The sequence below is a fragment of the Candidatus Poribacteria bacterium genome, from assembly GCA_009839745.1.
Lineage (GTDB): Bacteria > Poribacteria > WGA-4E > WGA-4E > WGA-3G > WGA-3G.
The window spans coordinates 21,021-45,068 of the sequence record VXPE01000016.1 but is presented as its reverse complement, the minus strand read 5'-3'; the positions used below and the strand labels follow the sequence as shown (position 1 = coordinate 45,068).

At 50.4% G+C, this 24,048-nt stretch carries 16 protein-coding genes; 12 read left to right on the top strand and 4 right to left on the bottom strand.

Translation table 11 applies throughout. From position 1 onward, the window contains the following. The first annotated feature begins 2 nt into the window (after positions 1-2). From F4X88_02515 to F4X88_02460, 12 genes are all read left to right on the top strand, one after another. On the top strand, positions 3-1,463 hold the full coding sequence (locus F4X88_02515; GenBank protein MYA55145.1) for a sulfatase-like hydrolase/transferase: 1,461 nt from the start codon (positions 3-5) through the stop codon (positions 1,461-1,463). 231 nt (positions 1,464-1,694) lie between these two features. Further along, positions 1,695-2,708, top strand: a complete 1,014-nt coding sequence (locus F4X88_02510; GenBank protein MYA55144.1) for a MoxR family ATPase — start codon at positions 1,695-1,697, stop codon at positions 2,706-2,708. Positions 2,709-2,770: 62 nt separating this feature from the next. Beyond that, the gene (locus F4X88_02505) at positions 2,771-3,673 is read left to right on the top strand and encodes a DUF58 domain-containing protein (GenBank protein MYA55143.1); all 903 of its coding nucleotides are present in this window, start codon (positions 2,771-2,773) and stop codon (positions 3,671-3,673) included. Positions 3,674-3,767: 94 nt separating this feature from the next. Next, positions 3,768-5,831 carry a hypothetical protein gene (locus tag F4X88_02500; GenBank protein ID MYA55142.1) on the top strand — a complete coding sequence of 688 codons (2,064 nt, stop codon included), beginning with the start codon at positions 3,768-3,770 and terminating at the stop codon, positions 5,829-5,831. A gap of 163 nt (positions 5,832-5,994) precedes the next feature. After that, entirely contained in the window at positions 5,995-8,235 is a 2,241-nt protein-coding gene (locus F4X88_02495; GenBank protein ID MYA55141.1) for a VWA domain-containing protein, read from the top strand. Positions 8,236-8,254: 19 nt separating this feature from the next. Then, positions 8,255-11,674 (top strand): hypothetical protein, encoded by a 3,420-nt coding sequence (locus F4X88_02490; protein MYA55140.1) that lies wholly within the window; start codon positions 8,255-8,257, stop codon positions 11,672-11,674. Then, positions 11,671-12,618, top strand: a complete 948-nt coding sequence (locus F4X88_02485) for a hypothetical protein (GenBank protein MYA55139.1) — start codon at positions 11,671-11,673, stop codon at positions 12,616-12,618. The genes F4X88_02490 and F4X88_02485 overlap by 4 nt, the downstream gene beginning before the upstream one ends. A 15-nt stretch (positions 12,619-12,633) precedes the next feature. Next, entirely contained in the window at positions 12,634-12,825 is a 192-nt protein-coding gene (locus tag F4X88_02480; protein MYA55138.1) for a hypothetical protein, read from the top strand. 131 nt (positions 12,826-12,956) lie between these two features. Next, positions 12,957-13,985: a terpene cyclase/mutase family protein gene (locus F4X88_02475; GenBank protein ID MYA55137.1), complete on the top strand. Its 1,029-nt coding sequence runs from the start codon at positions 12,957-12,959 to the stop codon at positions 13,983-13,985. A gap of 170 nt (positions 13,986-14,155) precedes the next feature. Beyond that, on the top strand, positions 14,156-16,687 hold the full coding sequence (locus tag F4X88_02470) for a hypothetical protein (GenBank protein MYA55136.1): 2,532 nt from the start codon (positions 14,156-14,158) through the stop codon (positions 16,685-16,687). Between the two features lie 134 nt (positions 16,688-16,821). Continuing rightward, positions 16,822-18,735, top strand: a complete 1,914-nt coding sequence (locus tag F4X88_02465; GenBank protein ID MYA55135.1) for a hypothetical protein — start codon at positions 16,822-16,824, stop codon at positions 18,733-18,735. Between the two features lie 275 nt (positions 18,736-19,010). Then, entirely contained in the window at positions 19,011-19,901 is an 891-nt protein-coding gene (locus F4X88_02460) for a phytanoyl-CoA dioxygenase family protein (GenBank protein ID MYA55134.1), read from the top strand. 147 nt (positions 19,902-20,048) lie between these two features. Here F4X88_02460 and F4X88_02455 read toward each other — a convergent pair whose 3' ends face one another. The 4 genes from F4X88_02455 to F4X88_02440 all read right to left on the bottom strand — a co-directional run bounded on the left by F4X88_02455 (position 20,049) and on the right by F4X88_02440 (position 24,017). After that, complete coding sequence (locus tag F4X88_02455; protein ID MYA55133.1) at positions 20,049-20,600, bottom strand: hypothetical protein; 552 nt, start codon at positions 20,598-20,600, stop codon at positions 20,049-20,051. Positions 20,601-20,618: 18 nt separating this feature from the next. Beyond that, positions 20,619-22,382, bottom strand: a complete 1,764-nt coding sequence (locus F4X88_02450; GenBank protein MYA55132.1) for a VCBS repeat-containing protein — start codon at positions 22,380-22,382, stop codon at positions 20,619-20,621. Between the two features lie 108 nt (positions 22,383-22,490). Beyond that, positions 22,491-23,096, bottom strand: a complete 606-nt coding sequence (locus tag F4X88_02445) for a TetR/AcrR family transcriptional regulator (protein MYA55131.1) — start codon at positions 23,094-23,096, stop codon at positions 22,491-22,493. A gap of 120 nt (positions 23,097-23,216) precedes the next feature. Continuing rightward, a complete protein-coding gene (locus F4X88_02440) occupies positions 23,217-24,017 on the bottom strand; it encodes a hypothetical protein (GenBank protein ID MYA55130.1) in 801 nt (266 codons plus the stop codon). Between the last annotated feature and the right edge of the window lie 31 nt (positions 24,018-24,048).

Genomic DNA, 24,048 nt, shown 5'->3' with positions numbered 1-24,048 from the left:
AAATGGAAAAACGTCCGAATATTTTATGGTATTGCACAGACCAACAACGCTTCGATACTATCGGAGCATTGGGAAATTCACATATCAACACGCCAAGGCTCGACGAATTTATGGGTCAGTCAGTCACATTCACCCACGCCTATTGCCAATCTCCCATCTGCACACCTTCCCGTGCGAGTTTTATGACGGGTATGTATCCCTCAGCTGTCAGTGTCACTGGCAACGGCAACCCGGTTTTCCCCGAATATTATGAAGATCGACTGATAACCCATGCGTTGACACAAGACGGGTATGACTGCGGGTTAATCGGCAAACTCCACCTCGCCAGTGCCTTCGAGGCACAAGAACAGCGTGTGGATGACGGATACCGCTATTTCCAATACAGCCACGACCACGGCAAGCCGAACGCCCTCGGACACGAATACGCGGATTGGCAACGCGCACAAGGGGTTGATCCTGAAGCATTGATAGCAGGAAAAGCGATTTCCCAAAAGTATCCGAACAGTGCTGGACGCGTGCAAGAACCGACTCCCGATCGCGACAATGTTCCGCCACCCCTTCATCAAACCTACTGGTGCACCGAGAAAACAATCGAATTTATCGGGAAAAATCGCCGAGAAAATCAGCCGTGGATGCTGAGTATCAATCCGTTTGATCCGCACCCACCCTTTGATGCCCCTTGGGAGTATTATCGACGATACGACCCGGAATCACTGCCCGGTCCCCACTTTCAGGAGAGCGATATTGCCTTTCAGTCGAAATTGACAGAGGCTGGTATCGACTTTCAATCCCAAGCGAAACTGCCTTCGGAATGGGACGAAAAACGGATGCAAGCGTCTTATTACGCCATGGTTGAGCAACTTGATCACGAGTTCGGGCGTATACTCGACCACCTCGACGCTGAAGGGCTGCGTGAAGATACGATCATTGTTTTCACTTCCGACCACGGCGAGGCACTTGGCGACCACGGGTTAGCATTCAAAGGGTGTCGTTTTTATGAAGGATCCGTGCGGGTGCCGCTCATGATCTCGTGGCCCGGACAGTTTTTGCAAGGCGTTCAGAGTGATGCCCTCGTTGAACTGACCGATATTGTTCCGATGCTATATGATGCTTTGGGTATGGAGGTTCCCTACTACGTCCAAGGCAAATCCCTTGCCCCGCTGCTGCGCGGTGATACCGCTGCTAACGATCATCGGGAGGCGGTCCGTTGTGAATTTTTCGATGCAATCTCAATGCCGGACCGGACACACGCCACGATGTATCGAGACCGACGCTGGAAACTCGTAACCTACCATCAAAAGGGACTTTGCGAACTTTACGATCTCGACAACGACCCTTGGGAACACAACGATCTTTCGGAGCATGCCGATTACCAATCCGTCAAATGGGAACTGATGCAGAAAAGTTTCGACGCGACTGTTTATGCACATCCGCAGATGATACCGCGCGTCGCTTCGCATTAGTATGAGAATAGTTATCGGTTATCGGTGGTCGGTTTTCGGTTAAGAGGTGTTTCTTTGGGGTTATTCTGAGATTGTGCAACCTTCTCACGCTAAAAGTGTGTCACTAAGAAGTGAGTGGAAGGCGAATGTCCATTTATTTTTTGGATTCACTATAAAAGAGGGTTTTGTTAAATGAAAACCTCTTAACTGACGACTAACGGCTGACGACTGATAACCATTAAAAGGAATATTATGACGACCTCAATAAATAACGGAATGCATGCCGATGACGTTGCTGCAATTGACGAGATCCGAAGCGTCTATGACCAGTTAAAGACATCACTTGCAAGGATCATCATCGGTCAGGAACAGGTCATCGAACACTTGGCGATCTGCTTATTTTCGCAAGGGCACGCGCTGTTGATGGGTGTTCCAGGCTTGGCAAAGACGTTATTGGTCAGTCGGTTTGCTGAGACGATGGCGTTGCAGTTTAGTCGCATCCAATTCACACCTGACCTCATGCCGATGGACATTACCGGCACAGACATTCTTCAGGAAGTCCCTGGCGGCAGACGGGAGTTCGAGTTCATAAAGGGCCCCCTCTTTGCGAATCTGATTTTGGCGGATGAGATTAATCGCGCCCCTTCAAAGACCCAAGCGGCTATGCTTGAGGCGATGCAGGAATACAAAATCACTGTCATCGGCAGAACATACGCTCTGGATCTCCCCTTCTTTGTCTTAGCGACACAGAACCCAATCGAGCAGGAAGGCACCTACCCGTTACCGGAAGCGCAGTTAGACCGATTCATGTTCAGAATCGAGGTGGACTATCCGGCACGGTTTGAAGAGATCGAGATTGCACGCACAACGACTGGCGCGTCCCTCCCGACACTGGAGCATGTTCTGACCGGTGAGCGAGTGCGCTCGTTTCAAGACCTTGTGCGTCGCGTTCCGGTCGCCGAGCACATCTACGAATTTGCTGTGGACCTCGCCCGCAGCACACGTCCGAAAGGAGATGCAGCACCTGACTGGTTGAAACCCTTGGTTGCCTGGGGTGCTGGTCCGCGGGCGGTTCAATATCTCATTCTCGGTGCGAAAGCTCGTGCAGCACTCAGTGGCAGCTACATGGCACGCCTTGAAGATGTTGTTGCGGTGGCAAATCCAGTGCTGGCGCATCGTGTTATCACCTCCTTCGCTGCCGAGTCTGAAAATATTACCAGTAAAGACATCGTCAACCGACTCGTTGAAGAGATTTCTAACGATTAAACCCGGGCACTGCGCCACTACATTCCGCAGTGGTTTAATGCCCACGCGTAAAAAAATAAAAAATGTTGCAGCTCAAACGAGATTACCTTGATCAGAAGGTGCTGGAACGACTTTCGAGCCTTCAATTGCACGCTCGGTTGCCTATGATTGGAAGCGTATCGGGCAAACATCGGAGTCCGATTCGCGGTTCGAGCCTTGAGTTCGCAGAATATCGCAAGTATGTGCCGGGGGATGATCCCCGGAGGCTTGATTGGCGCGCTTACGCCCGGAACGATCGCTACTACATCAAGGAGTTTGAGGCTGACACCAATTTACGGATGTGTTTAGTCGTTGATACGAGCGGTTCCATGAATTTCGCACACGATGGGATGCGTAAACTGGACTATGCCCGTCGTATCGCTGGAACCTTAGCCTATATCGCTGCACAGCAAGGCGATGCCGTCGGACTCTACTGTGCAGGCACAGGGTTCCACAAAGAGATACCACCGAAACGGAGTACGGCACATCTCAGCGCAGTTCTCGATGAATTGGGTGCGATGGAAGCCTCTGGTGAAACAGGGTTGGCGAACGTTCTCCATGAAACCGCTGAACGTGTCCGGCAAAGGGCACTCATTATCATCCTTTCCGATCTGTTCATCGAACCGGAAGTCGTTCGGAACTGTCTTGACCATCTGCGATTCCGTAAGCACGATGTCGCGGTGTTCCATTTGTTGGAGCAGCGCGAATTGGCGTTGGAATTCGATCGTCCCATGCGTTTCGTTGACATGGAGGGCGGCGAGCCTATATTGGCGGATCCAACCGTCATTGGGGCGCAATATCAGCGAGCACTGGAGATATATCTCGAAGATATGAACACGGTCATTCAGGAAACCGAAGTCGATTATCATCGTATCCGCATCGACGAGAACTACGACGATGTGTTAGCGCGATTTCTGTTAGGCCGGACACCGAAACGACACAAGTGAGAAAAACGCTACACATCTTCAAACCCAATCGCGAATTAACCGAAAACCTGCCTGAAACGAAGTGGAAGGCAGCCCAGGAGCAATAATTAAAAATATGGGTTTTCTGCAACCGTTGGCGTTAATTGCGCTTCCTTTAATCGCGTTGCCGATCCTTATCCACCTCATCAATCAGTATCGGCACCGCACGATCCCTTGGGCAGCCATGATGTTTCTGATGAGCGCGAAACGGATGCGCAAAGGTATGGCGCGTCTTCGGCATTTCCTTATTCTATTGATGCGTGTCCTTGCAGTCGCCGCTCTAATTTTCGTCGTCAGTCGTCCCTTATCTGGTGGATGGTTGGGTAGCATCGGAATGAGTAAACCGGATGCCACCTTGATCCTCCTGGACCGTTCCGCGAGTATGGAAATGCAAGACTTACAAACCGGGCAGTCGAAGCGATCTGCGGCACTGCAAAAACTCGCGGAATTGCTGGAACAGGGAGATTACGGGACGCACTTGATTCTGATTGATAGTGCAAGCCGTCAACTACAGGAGGTAGATTCACCGAAGGCACTATTGGATATACCCATCGCCGGACCGAGTGCCACCAGTGCGGATATTCCGGGGATGCTTGCGTCCACCTTAGCGTATCTCAACGCGAATGAGTCGGGACGCGTTGACGTGTGGATCTGCTCTGACTTGAACGAGAACGATTGGGATGTTGAAAGCGGACGTTGGCAAGCGATACGTGAGGAATTTGCGCAATTAGAGGGTGTCCATCATTTCTTGCTGGCGGACGCAGATTTACCTTCAAGCAATTTGTCGATAAGGGTAGAAAACGTCCAACGGTGGGAACGCGGGAACGATGCGGAGCTTGTCCTTGATGTGATAGTTCGGTCGAAGGGGAATAGTGGCACAATGCGTCCAGAGGTTCCGATTGAGTTTGAAGTCAACAACGTTAGGTCTGTCGTTGAGGTGGAGCTTGACCAACAGGGAGCCTCTCTGAAAGGGCATCGTATCCCAATTGATACCAAACTCCGTTCAGGGTGGGGTTCAGTTGGGTTGCCAGGCGATGCGAATCCCTTGGATAATCGGTTCTTCTTTGTGTTTTCGGAACCACCGGCGCGGAAAGCCGTTGTTGTGAGTGATGATGTAAAGAACGGTGAAGCGTTTCGACGGGCACTTGCTATTCCGATAGACCCTCGACTTCAACATCAGATTGATGTAATTTCCGTAGATCGCGCTTCAGAGGGTGCAAGCCTTAACAGGCTTGCGGGACAATGGGAAAATACAGGATTGTTGATCTGGCAAGCGGCTCTACCGCGCGGGGCAGTCGCAGAACAGATTGCGCAATTTGTTGATACAGGGCGCGTGGTTATGTTCTTCCCGCCGACGCAAGCCTTTATAGGCTTACGGGACAACCCATCCGTTACTCGGGAGGGGAATCAGAACGCAGATGAACGGCTATTTGGCTCGCATTGGGCGGACTGGCAAACTCCCGGAAGTCAACAGATTTTCAGCACTTCATGGTGGCGTGGTGATACAGACCTGCTGGCTCATGTAGAGAGCGGGGACGCGTTGCCACTGAACGAATTACGCACGTATCGATACCGTTCTTTTGAAAGTCCTGGGACACCCTTGGCGAGATTTAATGACGATGCGCCTCTACTCAGCCGTGTCCCTACCGATCGCGGTGCGATATATTTCTGTAGCACGCTACCCACGGCACAATTTTCCTCTCTCGAACGTGAAGGTGTCATCTTTTACGTGATTTTACAACGAGCGTTGGACTGGGGTTGTCGAGCCTTGTCTGTTGCCTCTCAACGAGACGCAGGTCCTGATGTGTTGGCAGACGCTTCGGCTTGGGAGTTAGTCGCACCTACGGACAACTCGCCACTCCTGTCACAACGCGGGTTACATGCGGGTGTGTACCGAGACGGCATGTATTGGACGGCTGTAAATCGTAGCCAAATTGAAGACAGTGCTACGGCAGTCCCTGTTGAGACAGTGGATGCACTCTTTGATGGGATATCGTATCGACGGATTGATGTTGATGTAGGTGACACATCTGCATTAACGAGTGAACTGTGGCGTATTTTTCTCATTGCCATGATAGTGGCACTTCTGGCAGAGGCGGCACTGAGTTTACCGAGTAAGAGAACCAGAACGACTTTTTAATTTTTCCTTGCGGTTCGGTCAGGGTGTTTTGATGAATAAAGTCCCTTATTTAGAGGAAATACACAGAAACGCCCAAGCAAAAACACGCAGGCGGATTTAAGAGAAAACCGTCGATAAACAGAACACTCCATTTAACGCCTTGCGAATAATTAAAAATTAAAAAATGCAGGAACAGCAGGGAAACCTCGAATTTTTCTCAAGCGGCACCTTCTTAGGATTGAGTGTGGCTGTCATAATTGTGGCGGGCATATTATGCTGGCTAGCATGGTGTCGCAGCGGTTATAGCAAAAAGACCGCGATGCTTGAATTCCTACGCTTTGTGTTGATTTGCATGGTCGTTGTAACCCTGAATCAGCCCGAATGGTTGCAAACACAACTCCCCGATCGGCGTTCTACACTTGCAGTGCTTTGGGACACATCTAATAGCATGAAAACGCGGGACGTAATAGACCCACAAGACCTTGAGCCAAGAGACCCGAAAAGTAGAGCGGAAACAATTCAACCCTTGATGTCTGAGGAGGTTTGGAAACCTTCGGATGCCAGTGACCTCAATGTAGTATTTGAACCCTTCTCTTCGCAGTTAGATCCGGCGGAGGAAGCAACAGACTTGAATGCCGGACTGTCACAGGTTTTGGACACGCATGCAAATCTTCGTGGGGTTGTGCTATTGTCGGACGGTGATTGGAATATCGGTAATTCACCTGTCGAGGCGGCGACGCGGTTTCGGATGCGAGGAATTCCTGTTTTTGCCGTTGGGGTGGGTAGTAAAGTACCGTTACCTGACCTTGAGTTAGTGCGTATGGATGCCCCGACTTTTGCGGTCGTCCATAAACAACTGCGTATCCCGTTTGTCGTTCGCAGCACCTTGGGTCAAGACAGAGACGTGAACGTTACCTTGACGCAAGTCTATAAAGGAGACCTGCGGGACAATATTAACAATAAATCAACTGTTAGCAAACTTATTCGTGTCCCCGCGATGCGCCAAACACAAGAGAACATGGTCTGGACACCGCCAGCAGTTGGTGACTATATGCTAACAATGCGTATTCCGAGAGACACACAGGAATTAATCCCAGAAAACAATGAGATTTCTGTGCCGATCTCGGTGCGCAAAGAACAATTGAAGGTCCTTGTCGTTGAATCCTACCCACGGTGGGAGTACCGCTACCTGCGCAACGCCTTGGAGCGGGATCCGGGGGTCGAATTGACCTGCCTACTTTTTCATCCGAAACTACCGAAGGTCGGCGGAGGACGTAGTTACATCAAAAACTTTCCTACAACCAATGAACTGAGCCGCTACGACGTGGTGTTCCTTGGTGATGTCGGTGTCAAAGAGAAACAGTTAACAATTGAACAGGCACGGGACCTCCGGCAGCTTGTCAGTGCACAGGCTTCAGGACTCGTTTTTATGCCCGGACGGACCGGGATGCATGAATCGTTGATGTCCGGTCCGCTTGCGGATCTCTATCCCGTGGTTTTGGACGCTGCGACCCCGTATGGTGTTGGGGCGGCAACGCAGGGGTATTTCGCACTCACGCAGTTGGGACAGCGGAGTTTATTAACTCGCCTCGGAGAAACCGAGGAACTCAACCGTCAAGTATGGCGCACATTGCCGGGTTTCTATTGGTACGCTGCGGTCAAACGCGCCAAGGCAGGGACAGAGACTTTAGCTGTGCACAATGAGGTCGCGACGGCTTCTGGACGCGTGCCGCTCATCGTGAGTAAAACCTACGGTGCGGGTAAAGTGTTGTTTATGGGAACAGATAGTGCATGGCGGTGGCGGCAAGGGGTTGAGGATAAGTATCACTACCGTTTCTGGAGCCAAGTCGCTCGGTGGATGGCGTATCGTCGACAGATGGCACAAGGCGAATCAATGCGTTTGTTTTATTCACCCGATCGACCACACGTCGATGATGTTGTGATGTTAAATGCCAACGTGAACGATCCGTTGGGGACGCCGGTGGATAGAGGGTCGGTTGTTGTCCAGGTGATTTCGCCGTCAGGTAAAACACAAACGATACATCTGGAACCGGGTGAAGGTGATGCAATAGGATTGTTCGCAGGTTCGTTTACGCCGAAAGAATCAGGAAACTATCAACTCGTTGCGAGTAGCATTGAAACTGGGGCTTCGGTCCAAACCGATCTGTCAGTCCAAGGTTTAAATCGGGAACAACAGGGGCGTTTGGCGCGTTTTGAGGTTTTAGACGAAATCGCCAAAATTACAGATGGCAGGTTAGTGTCGGTTTCTGAGGCAAGAAGTCTGTTGGATGATCTCGCAGCCTTACCGGAACCTGAGCCAACGGTGCATCGCACACGGATTTGGGCACACCCACTTTGGGCAGGACTTCTTATCCTACTGCTCGGGGGGTTCTGGGTTGCGAGAAAAATGTCAGGGGCGGTATAGTGGATCCACGGAGGAAAACATGAAAATTCAGACTCACCTGACCGAACCGCAAGGAAAAGTTAAAATACCGCCACGTATGAAAGCGGCATTGGAACGGTACCAAAAACGGGTATGGACGATCAAGCTCGCTGAAGGGGGTCTGGCGGCAATCTTTGGCATCCTTGTCTCTTATATCATCGTTTTCTGCTTAGACCGAGTCTTCGATACACCTACACTTCTACGGGTGCTCATCTTAGGGGTTGGTATGGTCGGAATGGTCTTTCTCTTACCCATGAAATACTACAACTGGGTTTGGAAGCATCGACAATTAGAGGGTGTCGCTCGGTTGTTGCAGCAAAAGTTCCCACGTTTTGGGGATCACGTGCTGGGCATCGTAGAGTTAGCGCAGAACAGAGAGGATCAATTGTCGAGTCCTACGCTGGTTGAGGCAGCCATGCGCCAAGTTGATGCCGAGGTCGCAAGACATAATTTGGCAGATGCGGTTCCCAATCCGCGGCACCGGCGTTGGGCTTATGCAGCAGCCCTTCCATTAGTGCTGGTGGTGATCGGAGCCGTAGCAATACCCGCAACAAGTTGGAATACCTTCGCCCGATGGCTAACCCCGTGGCGCAACGTAGAGCGTTATACCTTTGCCCAATTGGAGGGTGAATCAGGAGTGCGTGTTGTCCCTTACGCCGAACCTTTTGATATGGAAGCACGCTTAAAAGAAGGTTCTCCGTGGAAACCCGAGTCAGGAGAAGCCCGTTACGCCAACCAAACCTCTGTGGTTGCGACGCGAGACGAGGCAACTTACCGATTTCAACTACCACCTCAAACGAGGGATGGGCATCTCAAACTTCGAGTCGGCGATGCCCGGCGCACCATCCCCATCGAACCCAAATTGCGTCCTGCACTGACGCAGCTTATTGCTAAGGTAGAACTGCCAGTCTATTTGCAACGCAGCGAGCCACTCGTGGAGGATGTCCGCGGTGGGACCCTCAGTTTATTGAAGGGAAGTACCGCAGTCTTAGAAGCCACAGCAACACGGGCACTCGCCGAAGCGACTTTAAACGGGCGTCCACAACGTGTGGATGGTGCGCGTGTGACAACCGAGCCTATAAAGACTATAGAGAAACAGATTGAACTCCAGTTGGCGTGGCGGGATCGCTTTGGTCTCGCTGCACGTGAACCGCAAGTGATACAGTTAGAAGCGCGAGAAGATGAATCTCCGAGGGTTAGTTTCAACAAACTCAATAACAATCGTGTTGTGCTTTCGAGTGAAGTCCTCACCTTTGAGGTTCAGGCAGGGGACGACTTCGGTGTCAAGCGGGTAGGGTTGGAATGGGAAGGCATTGGCAATCCTATTCACAACCCCGAGCCCACGAGTGGTGAGAAAACGGTAGCATCCGGCACACCAACCACAGATGTTATGACTGTTGCGGCTACATTTTCTGCCTTGCGGGAAAATGTGCGTCCACAGAGCTTACGTCTACGCGCCTTTGCAGAGGATTATCTTCCCGGTCGCGAGCGCGTCCGTTCACCGGACCTCGTCATACATGTGTTGACCCCAGCGGAACATTTCAAGTGGTTGGTGGGGCAGATGGAACTCTGGATGGGTGCAGCACAGGAGGTCCACGACAAAGAATTGCAGTTGCACGAAACCAATCGTGAACTGCGTGACCTACCGCCCGAAGCACTTGACGATCCAGCACAGCGCAGGAAACTTCAAAATCAAGCCGCTGCAGAGCGTGCCAATGCCGCGAGGCTTGAGAGTCTCATCCAACTTGGAACCGAGTTGGTGCAAGAAGCCACAAAAAACGAGGAATTCGATCCGAATCAGCTGGACTCCTGGGCAGAAATCCTCAAAAAGTTAGAAGAGATCGCTGGGCAGAGAATGCCCTCTGTCGCTGATCTACTTGCACGTGCTGCTGAGGCACCAGGTCAGAGTAGGAGCGAGGTTACTTCGCCTGCCAGCAATCAGCAAGAAAGCTTGTCTCCGGCATCGGAGAAACCTCCATTCCGTTCCAAGGGTGAACCTAATAATTTGGAGAACGTGGAGAAATACGGACCCGAGCGCAAGACACCTCCTGAAGGGTTAGACGAGATTCCTGAAGATCCGAATATTCCCGGCACAGACGTTGTCGTGAACAGAAGCAAGCAGCCAGATGGTAAACCGGGGTATGTACCTGCCAACCCAACACCGCGTGTCGTTGATGTTGAATCCGGTTTTAATGAAAGTGAAGACGCATCGGAACAGGCACCACAGGTCGTTGGAGGTCTGGGAATTCCTGTGACAACCCTTAAAGGGAGTGGGAGAAAAAATGATGAAGAGGAAGAATCCGCTGCACCTCAGACGGCGGAACTCGTCTTGGAAGCCGTCAAGGAACAGCAGGAATTGCTGGATGCCTTTGCTGCGTTGGCAGAAAAAATGAACAAATTGCTCACGGGTTTTGAAAATAGCACATTCGTGAAACGTTTAAAAGCGGCATCGCGACGGCAGATCGACACCGCAGTGGACCTGAACAATCTGGACGGTTTCGGGCAAGATGTGAGTGATGCGGTGGAAGCTGCATCCGACCGGGAGCGTTTGGCGGGAAAAGAGGTCTCTGAGTCTAAGGTAGCATCTACGCTCCTACAGGACATGGCTGCTTATGCTGACAGGCGACCGTCCAGTGGTTTCTCGCGTGTGCTGTCGGAGATGCAGGACGCGATTGTATCTGAACAGATGCTGGACATAGCGGAAGCGATTCAAGACAATTTTATCGGGGACGCAACGATTGAGGCGGAATTCTGGGCAGATACGTTGGATCGGTGGGCAGAGCAGCTGGTAGATCCGCTACCTGATGGGAATCCTCCACCGGAGGAGATGGGACTGGTTGAGCTGCCGAACCTACCCCCAGAAATCGTCGTGGAAGTGATGCGTATCATCAATCGCGAGATCCAATTGCGGGAAGAGACACGGGAACTTGAGCAGGCGAAGGCGGCACTGACTGCTGATGAATACCGCGATCGCAGCATCGCATTGTACGACACACAAATCACACTCACCGAGGATACCCGCGAGGTAGAGGCACAGATTAGTCTCCTGCCTAATGCCCAAGAACGCTTCATCCAGGGGCAGCTCGCGAAAGTAGGGCGTGCTGCGGAAGTTATGGAAGAGGTCGAAGACATCCTCGCGGAACCGGACACCGGTCCCAGAGCGATTGCCGCAATAACAGAGACAATTGAAATCCTACTCGAAACCGGGCGTATGCCAAATGCCCCCATGATAAGAAACGCACCCGCAGCCACCGCGTCAGCTTTGATGCTCCTCGGTGTCGGTGATGACAGTGGCAAAGCCTCTATTGAAAATCGTTCACCGAGACAGGCAACTGGGAAAACGGGGCGCGTGTTACCGGAAGAATTCCGTCAAGGTTTGGACGCTTATTTCGATGCTTTAGAAGGGAGAACCCAACAATGACCAATCCAAGAAAAGATCCTATTCCATTTGAAGTATTCGCCAGTTTCAAGCGAATTGAGACGGGCAATCCGATCATTTCTCTGCCGCCCCCGCTTTGGGCAGCGGCGACCCACGCTATTATCATCGATGAAACCGTCCATTACATCTGGTGTAAGCGCGACCTTGGGGTCCGATGGTTGATAATGCACGCGACGGCTCCGGTGAATGATCTCACCAACATCACACAGGATGCGCGGAATCCTATTCTGGAGCCTTCAGCAGAGGGGTTCGATGATGCAGCCGTTGAGTACCCATTCCCATTCCTAAATCCTGCTGACGACAAGTTCTACATGTATTATCGAGGCAAAGGACAAACGACACCGGAACAGACGGGGCTCCTTGTGAGCGATGGCGACCTTGGCGAGTGGCGACGCGTCCGAAATATGCCAGTCATTCCTGCGGATACCGATCATGAGGGGCACGGCTCAACCCACCCTTCGGTTGCGATAGAGGACAACACGATCCACATCGTTTATACGGGGAAGGCGACACGGTCCTTCGGGGAGGGATTGACGATGTGTCATGCGACCGCACCGACGAACGATCCAGCGTCGGTCAGAAAAAATTCTAACAATCCCGTTTTTACAGGGAGTGGACAGGCGTGGGACAGTCGAGCCGTTCGTGAGACCGAATTGTTCAAGGATTCGCAGTACTTCCATATTCTCTATGGTGGATACGATGGTGAAGTCTGGCGGATCGGACATGTGCGGACCCGCGATTTCCGGACCTTCGATCCGAACCCTTATAACCCGGTATTCACACCGTCGGACGATCCCAATGCTTTCGATTGCGATGGCGTGTTGACGGGTCAGATATTTGAAGTTGGAGACACCTACGCAATGATCTATGCAGGTAAGAAAGGTGAAGAATGGCAGACAGGCTTGGCTACAATCCAGGAAAATTAGAGGAGGATTGAACAGATGGATGACATGCAACGGGAAACGACAGAAACGGCAGCGTCAGCGTTGATACCTACCCCGCTGCGTGAGAAAAGTTCCCCGACCGTGATGTTTTTCCAGCTCTTCCCACAGACGGTAGACTTTGAAGTCCTGACACCGTGGCAGCAAGGTGAATTTGAACGTGTATTTGGTCCGATTGCGAGGAGAAGATGACGATCATGAAAGTTTCAAAATCTGTAAAGTGTGCTAAAGTCCGTAAAGTTGCTAACAACTTTCGTCGGGAATCGCGATTCCCTCCTACTCACTTTCGATACACTTGCAAACTTTTTTATTTTTTTCTTGTGATGCTGGTCACATTTTCAACTGCGTCGGCGAATGCGCAGGAGGTTGCCCTCCGTTATGGAACAGGTGTTCCCGCGGCGGTTCGTATCATCAATGATCGCGGTTTACGCTATCTCGCGAACTCACAGATGGCGAACGGGAGTTGGTCAGGTGCGGGAAGCGGACCCGGCATAACTGGAATTTGTGTCATGGCATTGATGGCGAGCGGTGAAGATCCTGACTTCGGTCCTTATGCTACGAACATCCGTAAAGCCTTGCAGAATATCATTAGCAATCAGGATGCGAGGACCGGGTACATCGGTGGCAGCTGGGGTGGACACGGATCCATGTACCAGCACGGTTTCGCCCTGTTAGCACTCTCCGAAGCGTATGGTGCGGTCAGTGAGCGATTGCTCTGGGAAGGGAGCGACGTTCCCTCTCAACGGCGACGCACGCTTAGTGAGGCGTTAGAACTGGCGGTGCGTTCCTCGTTGACCTCGCAACGGAAAAACCCGTGGGGGGCTTGGCGTTACTCTCCAGATTCCCAAGATGCCGACACAACTGTGGCAGGAACCGTGTTGATGGGCATACTCGGTGCTCGGAACGCCGGTATTGAGATTTCTAACGAAGCCGTTGACAAGGCGGTGAGTTTTTTTCAGACACACACGATGCGAGATGGGAGTGTAACGTATCAGATGGCAAGCAGTCATGGTAGCGGACTCACCCGGACGGCAATTGGGGTTCTGATTTATGCGATTGCGAAAAGAAAAGACACCCCTGAATACAAAGCGGCTTCCGAGTTCATCAAACGGCGAATTGACCAGCGCGGCGGTGGACACCTGTTCTATAATCTTTACTATATGGCGCAGGCACTGTTTCAAAGCGACTTTGAGGCGTGGAAGGCTTGGAATCAAAAAACGATCGACTGGCTCCAGAGGACGCAGGCAGAAGATGGCAGTTTCTCGAGTTCCCATGGCAGAGCCTACGGCACGGGTATGGCTATCCTCGCCTTGGCGTTGAATTATCGTCTCTTACCCATATATGAAAGGTGAATAGTTGTCAGTTATCGGTACGGTTTTTCTACGAAAAATCTTTCAGTTATCAGTTAAGCCTTTCTGATGATAACGATAACCGCGACTGCCACAAGTACCTCTTTAACTGAAAACTGTTAACTGAAAGCCTGCGCAGCAGACGTACTGATAACTAAAGAAGGAGAAGGACGATGCAATGGAATCCAAAGAGACTCATTGTTGTGGTTACCACAATATTGACGGTATTATGGTCTCCGATACTACAGGCTCAGGTAGGAGAGAACTCCGAGTCCCGATCCCAAACATTGCGTTGGAAAAATGGTGATGCTCTTCCCGGTAACCTGCTGAAAAGCGCGTCTGGCGCGATTCATTGGTCATCGCCCTACTTTTTGGACGATCTGATTGTCGATATCGGTGTATTGGAATCGGTTGCTTTTCCAAAACAGCCCGTTCCAACAACAGAGGCCTTTCGCGTCGGGACCGTATCGGGAGATATCTGGATCGCCGACATCGTTGATTCGGATGCGGACACATTTCTATTTTCCAGTAAGCGACACGGTCAGTTTCGAGTAAATCGTGAGGCGATCTATACCCTTGAACGCCGGGTGCATCCCAATCTTGTTTTTGATGGTTCCCAAATGACGAATTGGGAATTACCCAAAGAGGATGCCAACAAACCAATATTGCTCTTTGGTGGGAATACGCTTCCGGATTGGTATGCGGATCGCGAGGGGCATCCACGGACCGATAAAGTCAAGGGAAAAATGTTTCACCCGCTCGACTGGCCCCAACATTTTGAGATTGATTTGGAGTTAGCCTCTGCAACCCGCCCGCCCGGTTTTGTTTTCGCACTCGGCAAGAATTTATACGAGGCGTTGCGATTGGAGACTTGGGTTAACGAACTCGTTGTCGTTCAAGGCACACTGTTCGAGCCGGTATTGACGATCCAACCTGATCGGAGAAACTTCCGTTTGCGTCTTGCTTACAACGGAGACACTCGTGCGCTGACGGTATTCGATTTTGCTGGCAATTTGCTTCTGAAATTGGGTGAGGTCGGGAAACCGACAGTTGCGGAATCCGGTGTCTATATCTACAATCGAGGTCAGAATCTGACAGTGCGGCGGTTAAGGGTCTACCGGCAACCTGTTGGTTCCACACAACAGCACATCGAGGCTTCCAAACCACGGGTCCATACAATGAATGGGCATGTCGTTTATGGGAAGTTGTTTGTTGAGAAAGAAAGCAGTTATGTCCTCGATGACGACGGAAATCGGCATGACATCGATATCCAGCAAATTGATCGTGTCGTTCAACCCGGTGCTGCCTTAGTCGAAAGGGAACATCCCGTTGCATTGACATATCCCGATGGCGCGGTTTTGCGGGGCAAGATTGCGCAAGTGAACCCAGACAGTGTGTTGTTACAGACAGCGTTCGCGAATGAACCGATAGAATGTATGTTCGCGGGGGCGACGCAAGTCGCGTTTTGGACTTGCGGGACAATGCTGCGTCTGGAATCAAGGGATCCCAAGAATAACGATCAGATTGAAGACGAGGATAGATTGTTTCATCCATTAGGGAATCTCCGGGGCCGCGTTTTCTTCGATATAGAAGATGGATCGTTGATTCGCTGGAAACCCGTCGGTGCGTCAAAGGCAGTCCGGTTGGCGAACAGTCGGAGGGCACACATAGAACGCAACAATAGACGTGCCTCGAAGGTGTATCCTTTTGACACCTCACAGTTCCGCCATATATTGCATCTGAAGAGTGGAGAGATCATTCCGTGTCAAATCTTGACATACGATGAAAAGACTGTCGGTTTCCAGTCTCCTTTTATTAGCGCGCACCTTATGGATTCAGCGGACGTAAAAGCACTTGAATTCTCTGGCAGAACGCACGCGCGCTATATTGATTGGGTACATTCAACAAACAATAAACGTCCATCTACTGTTTTAGAGAGAGGGGAAAACCGGTTCAACAACCGTGTCATCCATAGAATTGAAGTCAAAGGAGATGGTAACTTGGACGGATTTCTGGCAGAGGGTGGCGAGATAAATGTGGGAGAAGGCGAAATCATACTCATGATAGATGGCAAGAAAATACACGTGCGTCCCGACCAGAATTTAGGCGAAGCGGTCCTTGAAGAGTTTTTTCATGACGGTCCATCTAAAAACCACAAGTTAGACGAGAAATTGGAGCGTGCGTTAACCGTTCCACGTTTCAACCGTGACACACCGCCGAGTCATATCTTAGTGGCAGAAAACGGGGATATGAAACGGGGAAAATTGCTGGGTTTCAATGGGGAAACGATTCGGTTTGATTCCAAACTACGCCAGTTTTCCGTTCCTATAGACCGTGTCGCACGGGTGGTGGATGTAACACAAATCTCTATAGGAAACCTGCGGGACACTATTAATAACAATCAGCGATCAGCAATCAGCGATCAGCAAAGAAGTCGGCAGTTAAAAGATAGCGTTATTAAACCAGGTGACACTTATTCTGAAGTCGCTATGAGATTAACCGATGGTTCAATTCTAATGTTTGAACCACTTGAGATCAAAGATGATGAATTGTTGGGACGTTCATCGATCTACGGAGCAACAAGAGTTCCGATCGAAAGTATCCAGCACCTGTATCTCGGAGACACGTCAGCGTCGTTTGAGGTGGCCTTCGCAGCGTGGGTCGTTCGCCCGGCAAAAGAGCCAGTGTTCAGTGACGAGCCTTAATCCATTACAAGAGTGCCAAAGAGCATAGCCTGCAACAATACGCAGGGTTTTTGATAGGGTATTTCTTCAGATCTACGCACAGGCACTTCAAAACCTCAATTTCACGTGATCGAACCGCAAGGAATAATTAAAAAATGAGCGTGAGAGCGATTCTGATCGGTTTGGCACTCGTCATTATACAGACAGCAATTACCCCCTATAATGACTACTATCTCCAAGGAACAGATATTGCCGGAAACCATTTTCCTTTGGGGACAGTGTTCACACTGATTTTTCTCACCTTTGTCGTCAATCCCATCCTAAAAAAAGTATTTCCTCGAGGCGTGCTAAATCCAAGTGAATTGATGATCATCTGGGTGATGATGGTCATCAGTTCAGCGATCCCATCGAAAGGCATGATCGGGTATTTACTCCCCTTTCTGGCGGCACCCGTCTATTTCGCTACACCTGAGAACGAGTGGGCAGAAACGCTACATCCGCACTTTCCTGAATGGCTAATTGTGTGGGACGCGCATGCCGTTACCGATTTCTATGAGGGGGAATCGGTTGTCCCTTGGCTGCTCTGGGCAAAACCCCTTCTTGTTTGGACGGTTTTTATTCTACTGCTCTACGCCCTGACGATTTGCGTATCGGTGGTGTTAAGGAAACAGTGGGTTGAGCGTGAAAGGTTCATCTTTCCGCTTGTTACTGTGCCTGTGGAGATGGTCCAGCAAACCTCAATGCAGGCAGGGCTGAACAGTTTGTTCAGGAACCGGCTGGTGTGGGTCGGATTTGGAATCGCTGCTTTCTTCCATTTACTCAATGGACTGCACGAGTATGTCCCCGCACTCCCGCGCATTCCGAATCGGTATGATTTGTACACCCCATTCACGGAGCGGCCGTGGATTGTGATGGGGTGGTGGCCCCAATTTCGGTTCTTCCTCTATTTCTCGGTTATCGGTATAACCTACTTTCTCGCGATGGATGTGTCTTTCAGCTGCTGGTTTTTCTTCCTATTCTTCAAGTTACAGTACATCATCATCAACGCCTTTGCGATCCCTATCAGCCCCTGGATTTCTGCCAGAGGGCAGACAATGGCTGCTTATGTGGTCATGGTCCTCGCCTTCCTGCTGAACAGTCGGTCCCATATCACAGAGCTCTTGAGACGCACGTTTCTAGGGGCATCTACCTCCACAACGATTGACGACTCAGAGGAAGTATTGCCGTATAGATGGGCTGTGCTGGGGACAATTCTCAGTTTTCTGTTGCTTGCGGGTCTCTGCGTCTACGCGGGGATGTCGTTTTGGGTCGCTTGTAGCATTCTGGCACTGTTCCTGATTGCTTCTACGGCATTGTCGTGGATGGTCGTCAACGGTGGCATGCTCCTGATTCAGGCACCGATGTATCCCGTCGAATATTTTGAAATTATTGCGGGTTCGAGAATCATTAACGCCAACAGTTTGTCCCTCTTAGGGTTCCAGCGGGTAATGATGCGCGACTGGGGCGGTATTCTGATGCCGAGTGTTCTGCACGGGTTCAAAGCCGCGGATCCGGTCGGATTAAATCGAAGGAGCGTCCTCGGCGCGATGGTACTTGCGATTGCTGTTGCTATCGGTGTTTCATACGTGGCATCGTTGTCCTTGATTTATGAGAAAGGTGGCTTGAATCTGCAAAGGGGTCCTTTTACCGGTGCCCCGAGATACTTCAATCATATCGTTTCCCTGATTCAGTATCCGAAAGACCCGAAATTGGGAGAGGCATACAGCATGCTTTTGGGAGCTGGGATCACCGGTTTCCTGTTGATTATGCAGCGTCAATTTATGTGGTGGCAACTCCATCCAATTGGATATGTGATGGGTGCGGTTTACTCCTCCTATTTCCTCTGGTCCTGTATATGTATCGGCTGGTTTTTGAAGTATCTGGTACTGAAATCGGGTGGGATTGGATCCTATCGAAGGCTTCGACCCCTGTTTATGGGATTGATTATCGGTGAATTTGGCATTATAGGGGTTTGGATGCTAATCGGGATGTTTACCGGTGTAAATTACCAAGGTGCCTTACCCGGATAGCCTTTCTGACTTATTTCTTGAACGCTAATTTAGTCGATCCCAAAATGGTCAGACCCAGGCATGAGATGTTCTCTGGCAACGGCTGCGTTGATTTCGACACCGAGTCCCGGCTGCTCTGGCACCACGAATACGCTATCCTGCATGAGCGGTATATTCATATTGCGTTTGCCCAGCATTCATGATAACATATCTTCTGAGATTGTGCAACAGCGACGGGCGGAAGCGGGTCATCACGATAATCGTGATCGCGTGACTTCCCCAAAGGAGATGCGTCAATGACAGATCAAGAAATCAAAACCGCTTATGAACGTGATGGTTACGTTGTCGTCAGAGACCTTATTGATAACCGGGATTTAGAACCTATTCGAGATTTCATTAAGGCGAAAGTTGCTGCGTATAGCCACGAGTTATATAGTGAAGGCAAACTATCCTCGCGCTATGAAGACGAATCCTTCGAGCGCCGGTATGCGGCGATCTGCGAAGAGTTGGATATATTACCTCGCAACTGGAGTTTTGGTATGTATGGACGTGAGTTTTACGATCTCTACAACCTCCCCGGTGTTCTTGATGTGCTTCGCCTGCTTTTAGGTCCTGAAGTTTCAAATATCGGCACACCGGCATTACGGACGAAACTCCCCGGTAGTGTGATTACTTCGTTTCCATGGCACCAAGACAGCCAGTATTTGGACCAGTCGACTATCGGAAAAAAGGAGCAGCACACAGGTGGTCTCCACATGGTCACGGTATGGGTGCCGTTAGTAGAAGCGACAGTCGAAAATGGGTGTTGCTGGGTGATGCCCCGGAGCCACCGTTGGGGTTTGCTGGACGGTGCGCGCGGCACGGATTCAAACGTCCGGATGGAGGAAGATGTCGAGGCGCGTGGCACACCCGTCCCAGTTCCTCTGAAGCCTGGTGGTGCGTTGTTCATGTCGAACCTTTGCGTCCATACGAGCAAGGTGAACACAACGCGGAAATCCCGGTGGAGTATCGACTTCCGTTACTTTCCCACGCCTGAACGAGCAGATTTGACTGCCGAAGCGCGCGAAGCCGCCGAATTCGTGAAAACGAAAGCTTTGCGGGGAAATAGGGTGCCGCTTGTCGTGCTTACTGAAGGTCATAAACCGACGTGGGAAGAGTGGAATGCAGCACATCGTAAATCGGATTGAACGTTTTTTAAACTTAGGACTTATGCATTTCCCTTTACAGTCCACCTGATAAGGAGGATTCAGAGGGGATACATAAAAATGGAAAAAGGAGCAGGAGCGGTTAGGAAACCGCTCCTACCGGGTCTGAGTGAAAATCGAATGCCTCTATTAAAAATAGGCATGTATCCCCATTCCTACGTAAACACCAGCGATACCTTTAGATTGTGAGTCGGATGTTTCTCTCCCAAACCCCTGACCGACAGCTACGTTCAAACCGAGCGGGATGCCGCCGAGTGAGAACACAAGTTCGCCTCCAAAAGCGAGTCCGCCGCCTAACGTGGTGGTAAGGAATTCGCGTTCTTTATTGTATCGCCAGCCCCCTTCTAAGGTGAAATAGAGGCGTGATGTATGCCACCTACCGTGGTGCTCAAATATAGCGTAGGAAACGCCCCCCCCTAACATGTGATCGCTATTCTGGTCGTTGAGAATAAAACGTCCAACGGTTTGAAAGTATACGGGTGCAAGTCCGGTATAGCGGAAACTAATTCCGCCAAATTCAGAGGTAGCTCCCTGAAGTCCGATACCAAATTCCGAGTCGTCCGTGAGGAATTTGTCTTGCTTTACACTATTTTTGTTAAGATCAGTGGCATGCGCCTGAACCGAGAAACCGAGGGTTAATCCGATAAGGATACAAATTGTGCAAAAAATTGAGCGTGTCATTGTCTTTCTCCTTTTTGTTTATTGAGCGATCAATAGTGTCACTCGGTGTGCATCAGTAGTAGACGGGTGATACATGAGGATATCCTGCTGACTGTCCTTGTTGAAGTCTACTAACCGAGTATTCCGTTCGTCCATAGGCAAGGTGACCGCGATCTTTTTGGGGTGTGGTTCAGTTCCTGGAGGTAGTTTCGGGGCTCCGTGAGCATCCCGTAGCGTGAATGGATGATGCATGAGGATATCCTGGACCCCATCCTTGTTGAGGTCCACCAGCCGTGTGTATTCTTCGTCGTTGGGAAGCGCAACTGCCACCTTCTGCGGCTGCCGTGCGAATATTTCTGGTCCCGGGACGCCGACGAAGACGAGCATGATCCGCGGATGATCCGAGATAAGCAGGTCTGAGCGGCCATCACCGGTAACATCCCCGATGCGCAAGGTTGTGTTGAAGGCGCGCGGGTAACCTTTTTGCGTATTCCGGATCTCGTGTGTCGCGCCTCGCAGGACGACACCCAGTGGCACCCATCCCGGTTCGCGATGGCTGGGTACGCCATCCAACGCGATGCTACGAGTCGTGTTGGGTGTGTCAAGATAGCGACCTTCATCCATTTGGTAGAACTCAAGTCCCAGCCCGATGTCATCCCCCATGAACCCCTTGATGCGCTTCCAGAGGCTTCCCTTGAGGCACTCGGTATGAATGGTCGTAATCATCAGATCGATCTGACCATCACAATTGAAGTCGTGTCGGTTCATCCCAAGCTGGATTCTCTCGTCCGTTCGGAATGTGATGTCAGCACTTCGCGCGAAAGTGGTGCCGCCATCGGGTGTCGGCACGCCGAAATGCACCTCGTAACTGGAGTGCTTGTTGGAGATGTCCTTACCTGAAAGCCTGAAAACGACCAGGTCGGCGATACCGTCGCCGTTCAGGTCTACCAACGAGTGCAACACCCTTCCTGTCATGTCCCCGGTGGTGAGTGCGGCGATCCGGTCAGAGTCAAATGCGACATCGGTCATGAAGGTCTTGGATTTCGGTGCAAACAGCCCACGCTTGTCCTGGAGATGCACCTTGAAACGGTCTTCGTTCCAGAACACCAGGTCGACGCGACCGTCTCTGTCAGAGTCGATCTCATAGATACGGCTCTGAGACCACGGATCGTATCGATATCCGTCGGCACCGAGGATCCGCTCCATCTCAGTGGGTGGACCGAGTTTCACTGGGTCGGCGAACGTGCCGTCGCTCATCTGGATGAACACATAGAAACCATCGGCATCAGGCACTACCAAGTCATCGCGGCCGTCAACATTCACGTCCCGAGTGATGTCTACATGGGGAATTTCGTCTTTACGGGGTGGTGTGAAATTGGAAGTAACCGACACCAGCAAGCGTTCCGTCTGTGAGTCTGGATCAAACCAGTTCAGGCGACCGTTTCCATACGTGATTAATCGATCACGACCACCGATGTCTACGACATCGACAAACAATACTTCGGGACGCAGGGTTGTGTTGAATTTCAGTGTCCACGTGCCGTCGCCGAACGTGTAGATGCGTAAATGACGGTTGTCGTTCCCGTCAGTGTGCACCACAGCAATTTCCGCGATAGCACCGCCGAGAAGAAATCCCGTTAAAACGGTCTGACGTTTCGTGGCGCCAATAACGATCTCATACTGATCGAAAGTGAATTCCACAGGGGTAGGCGGGGTCTGCTCAACCTCTTCGCCAAACAGGCTGAGGTATCCAGATAGAAGGACACCAAGGGTTAGTATTGAGAATAGGCTTCGCTTTTTCATTTTTATGTTCCTTTCAAGTTTGCGAATATGTTAACATAGGCAAATAAGTTTACAGTGTTAACTTATAAAGCAAAAAATATAGGCACCCGTTGCCAAACAGTTTTAAACCTATGCCTTCAAACCCTCGATTGTCGTGTGAATGACTGTGTCTATCAATTTGTCCTTCTCGGTCCAAGGGAAGTCAGGGAAATCTATCAGGAGCAGTGTGACCCCATGAACCGCTGACCACAGCACCTGACCGGTGGTTTCGACATCGATTTGACGGAATCTCTTCTGCTCGACGCATTCAGAAACCATTTCGCGTAAGTAATTGAACACCTTTTCGCCAACGGATCCTTCCTCCAGACCTAACCCCTTCTGGAACTGGGGTCGGATGACAAAGGTGAGTTTGTAATCCTGCGGATATTTGAGACCGAACTCGACATAGGTTCGTCCACTTTTTCTGAGTGCTTCAACCGGATCACTCTCATCTCTTTTGAGCTGCTCAAGTGTGTTCAACAGGTTCAGGAGTGTTTCCTGGCAAACAGAATCTAAAAGATCCGCCTTGTCTTTGAAGTAGAGATAGATCGTTGTCGGAGAGTATTCAATCTTGTTGGCAATCTTCCGCATGGAGATGTTCTCATAGCCTTCATTGACAAACAGTTCACGCGCTGCAACGAGAATTTGCTGTCGCAGTTGTTCCTTTTCTCTTGCCCTGCGCTCTTTGGTGCCCATTGCTTTAACCTTTATTTACAGAGTGATTTAACTTTACAGTGTTAATATTATATCACACGTTTTTCTCTTTGTCAAATTTTTTTCAAAAATTTTGCATCGGTCATTTTTTCTTATAAGTATTCAAGGGATATTAGGTGGTTTGAAGTCCCAAGAAGTGATAGAGAAAGGTGAGTATGTTTGGTTATCATTTTCTCGTTTCTGTTTATCGGCACGATATTGCCGACCCCACGCCTCAGAAACACCGTCGGCTTGTTTTTGGAGGCGTCTGGCACCAAACACAAGATTTTCGGGATAAGAAATTTCCAGCCACTCCATAACCCTGAGAGCCGTTTTCTCGTAGAAAGGCACGAGATCCTCGTAAATTACTGTAAATGGGGTTATATGGTATTCGGTGAAGTAAGACTGCCATGCCGCTTCGTGAAAAACAATCTCTTGAACGAAATAGTCGATTGCCTCAAAGTTGTACTCGGGTTCTTTTTCCAGTTCAGGAATGGGATCACCGGTTCGTTTCCACCAGATCAATGTCTGAAGTCCTTTCCATAGCGATACGGCTTGACGGACTTTATCTCTGCGCATGATCCAGATATAACGCAGGTTCGGAAACAGTTCGTTTAGCACTGTATATGGGGACGGATTTCTGTCTCTAAATTGCGGGATTTGAAGTGCTTTGTTAATGAACTTTTCAAAGTAGCCCCACATGAGTTTTGTTCCAAAGACCCCATTTGGGGTTGTGCTTTTCTGCTTTACTTTGTTGAGGAAGTCGGTGTAATCGGTCGCGCCCCATTCTTTAGCCCAACGTTCATCCTCCCAAAAATATTCTCCTGGATTTCCAGCAAGTCCTGTATTCTCCAAAGCCTCAAACAGCAGATACCCGCCACAGCGCGGTGTTGCACAAATCAAATATGAAGCGAGTGGTTCCATGAAAGATAATCTCCTCTCTTAATGTTTGCTC

What these genes read in the sequence shown, in the direction of transcription:
- F4X88_02460 (MYA55134.1), top strand. Translation starts at nt 19,011, where the DNA reads ATGACAGATCAAGAAATCAAAACCGCTTATGAACGTGATGGTTACGTT.
- F4X88_02495 (MYA55141.1), top strand. Translation starts at nt 5,995, where the DNA reads ATGCAGGAACAGCAGGGAAACCTCGAATTTTTCTCAAGCGGCACCTTC.
- F4X88_02465 (MYA55135.1), top strand. Translation starts at nt 16,822, where the DNA reads ATGAGCGTGAGAGCGATTCTGATCGGTTTGGCACTCGTCATTATACAG.
- F4X88_02480 (MYA55138.1), top strand. Translation starts at nt 12,634, where the DNA reads ATGGATGACATGCAACGGGAAACGACAGAAACGGCAGCGTCAGCGTTG.
- F4X88_02485 (MYA55139.1), top strand. Translation starts at nt 11,671, where the DNA reads ATGACCAATCCAAGAAAAGATCCTATTCCATTTGAAGTATTCGCCAGT.
- F4X88_02510 (MYA55144.1), top strand. Translation starts at nt 1,695, where the DNA reads ATGACGACCTCAATAAATAACGGAATGCATGCCGATGACGTTGCTGCA.
- F4X88_02445 (MYA55131.1), bottom strand. Translation starts at nt 23,096, where the DNA reads ATGGGCACCAAAGAGCGCAGGGCAAGAGAAAAGGAACAACTGCGACAG.
- F4X88_02475 (MYA55137.1), top strand. Translation starts at nt 12,957, where the DNA reads ATGCTGGTCACATTTTCAACTGCGTCGGCGAATGCGCAGGAGGTTGCC.
- F4X88_02440 (MYA55130.1), bottom strand. Translation starts at nt 24,017, where the DNA reads ATGGAACCACTCGCTTCATATTTGATTTGTGCAACACCGCGCTGTGGC.
- F4X88_02505 (MYA55143.1), top strand. Translation starts at nt 2,771, where the DNA reads ATGTTGCAGCTCAAACGAGATTACCTTGATCAGAAGGTGCTGGAACGA.
- F4X88_02490 (MYA55140.1), top strand. Translation starts at nt 8,255, where the DNA reads ATGAAAATTCAGACTCACCTGACCGAACCGCAAGGAAAAGTTAAAATA.
- F4X88_02450 (MYA55132.1), bottom strand. Translation starts at nt 22,382, where the DNA reads ATGAAAAAGCGAAGCCTATTCTCAATACTAACCCTTGGTGTCCTTCTA.
- F4X88_02455 (MYA55133.1), bottom strand. Translation starts at nt 20,600, where the DNA reads ATGACACGCTCAATTTTTTGCACAATTTGTATCCTTATCGGATTAACC.
- F4X88_02515 (MYA55145.1), top strand. Translation starts at nt 3, where the DNA reads ATGGAAAAACGTCCGAATATTTTATGGTATTGCACAGACCAACAACGC.
- F4X88_02470 (MYA55136.1), top strand. Translation starts at nt 14,156, where the DNA reads ATGCAATGGAATCCAAAGAGACTCATTGTTGTGGTTACCACAATATTG.
- F4X88_02500 (MYA55142.1), top strand. Translation starts at nt 3,768, where the DNA reads ATGGGTTTTCTGCAACCGTTGGCGTTAATTGCGCTTCCTTTAATCGCG.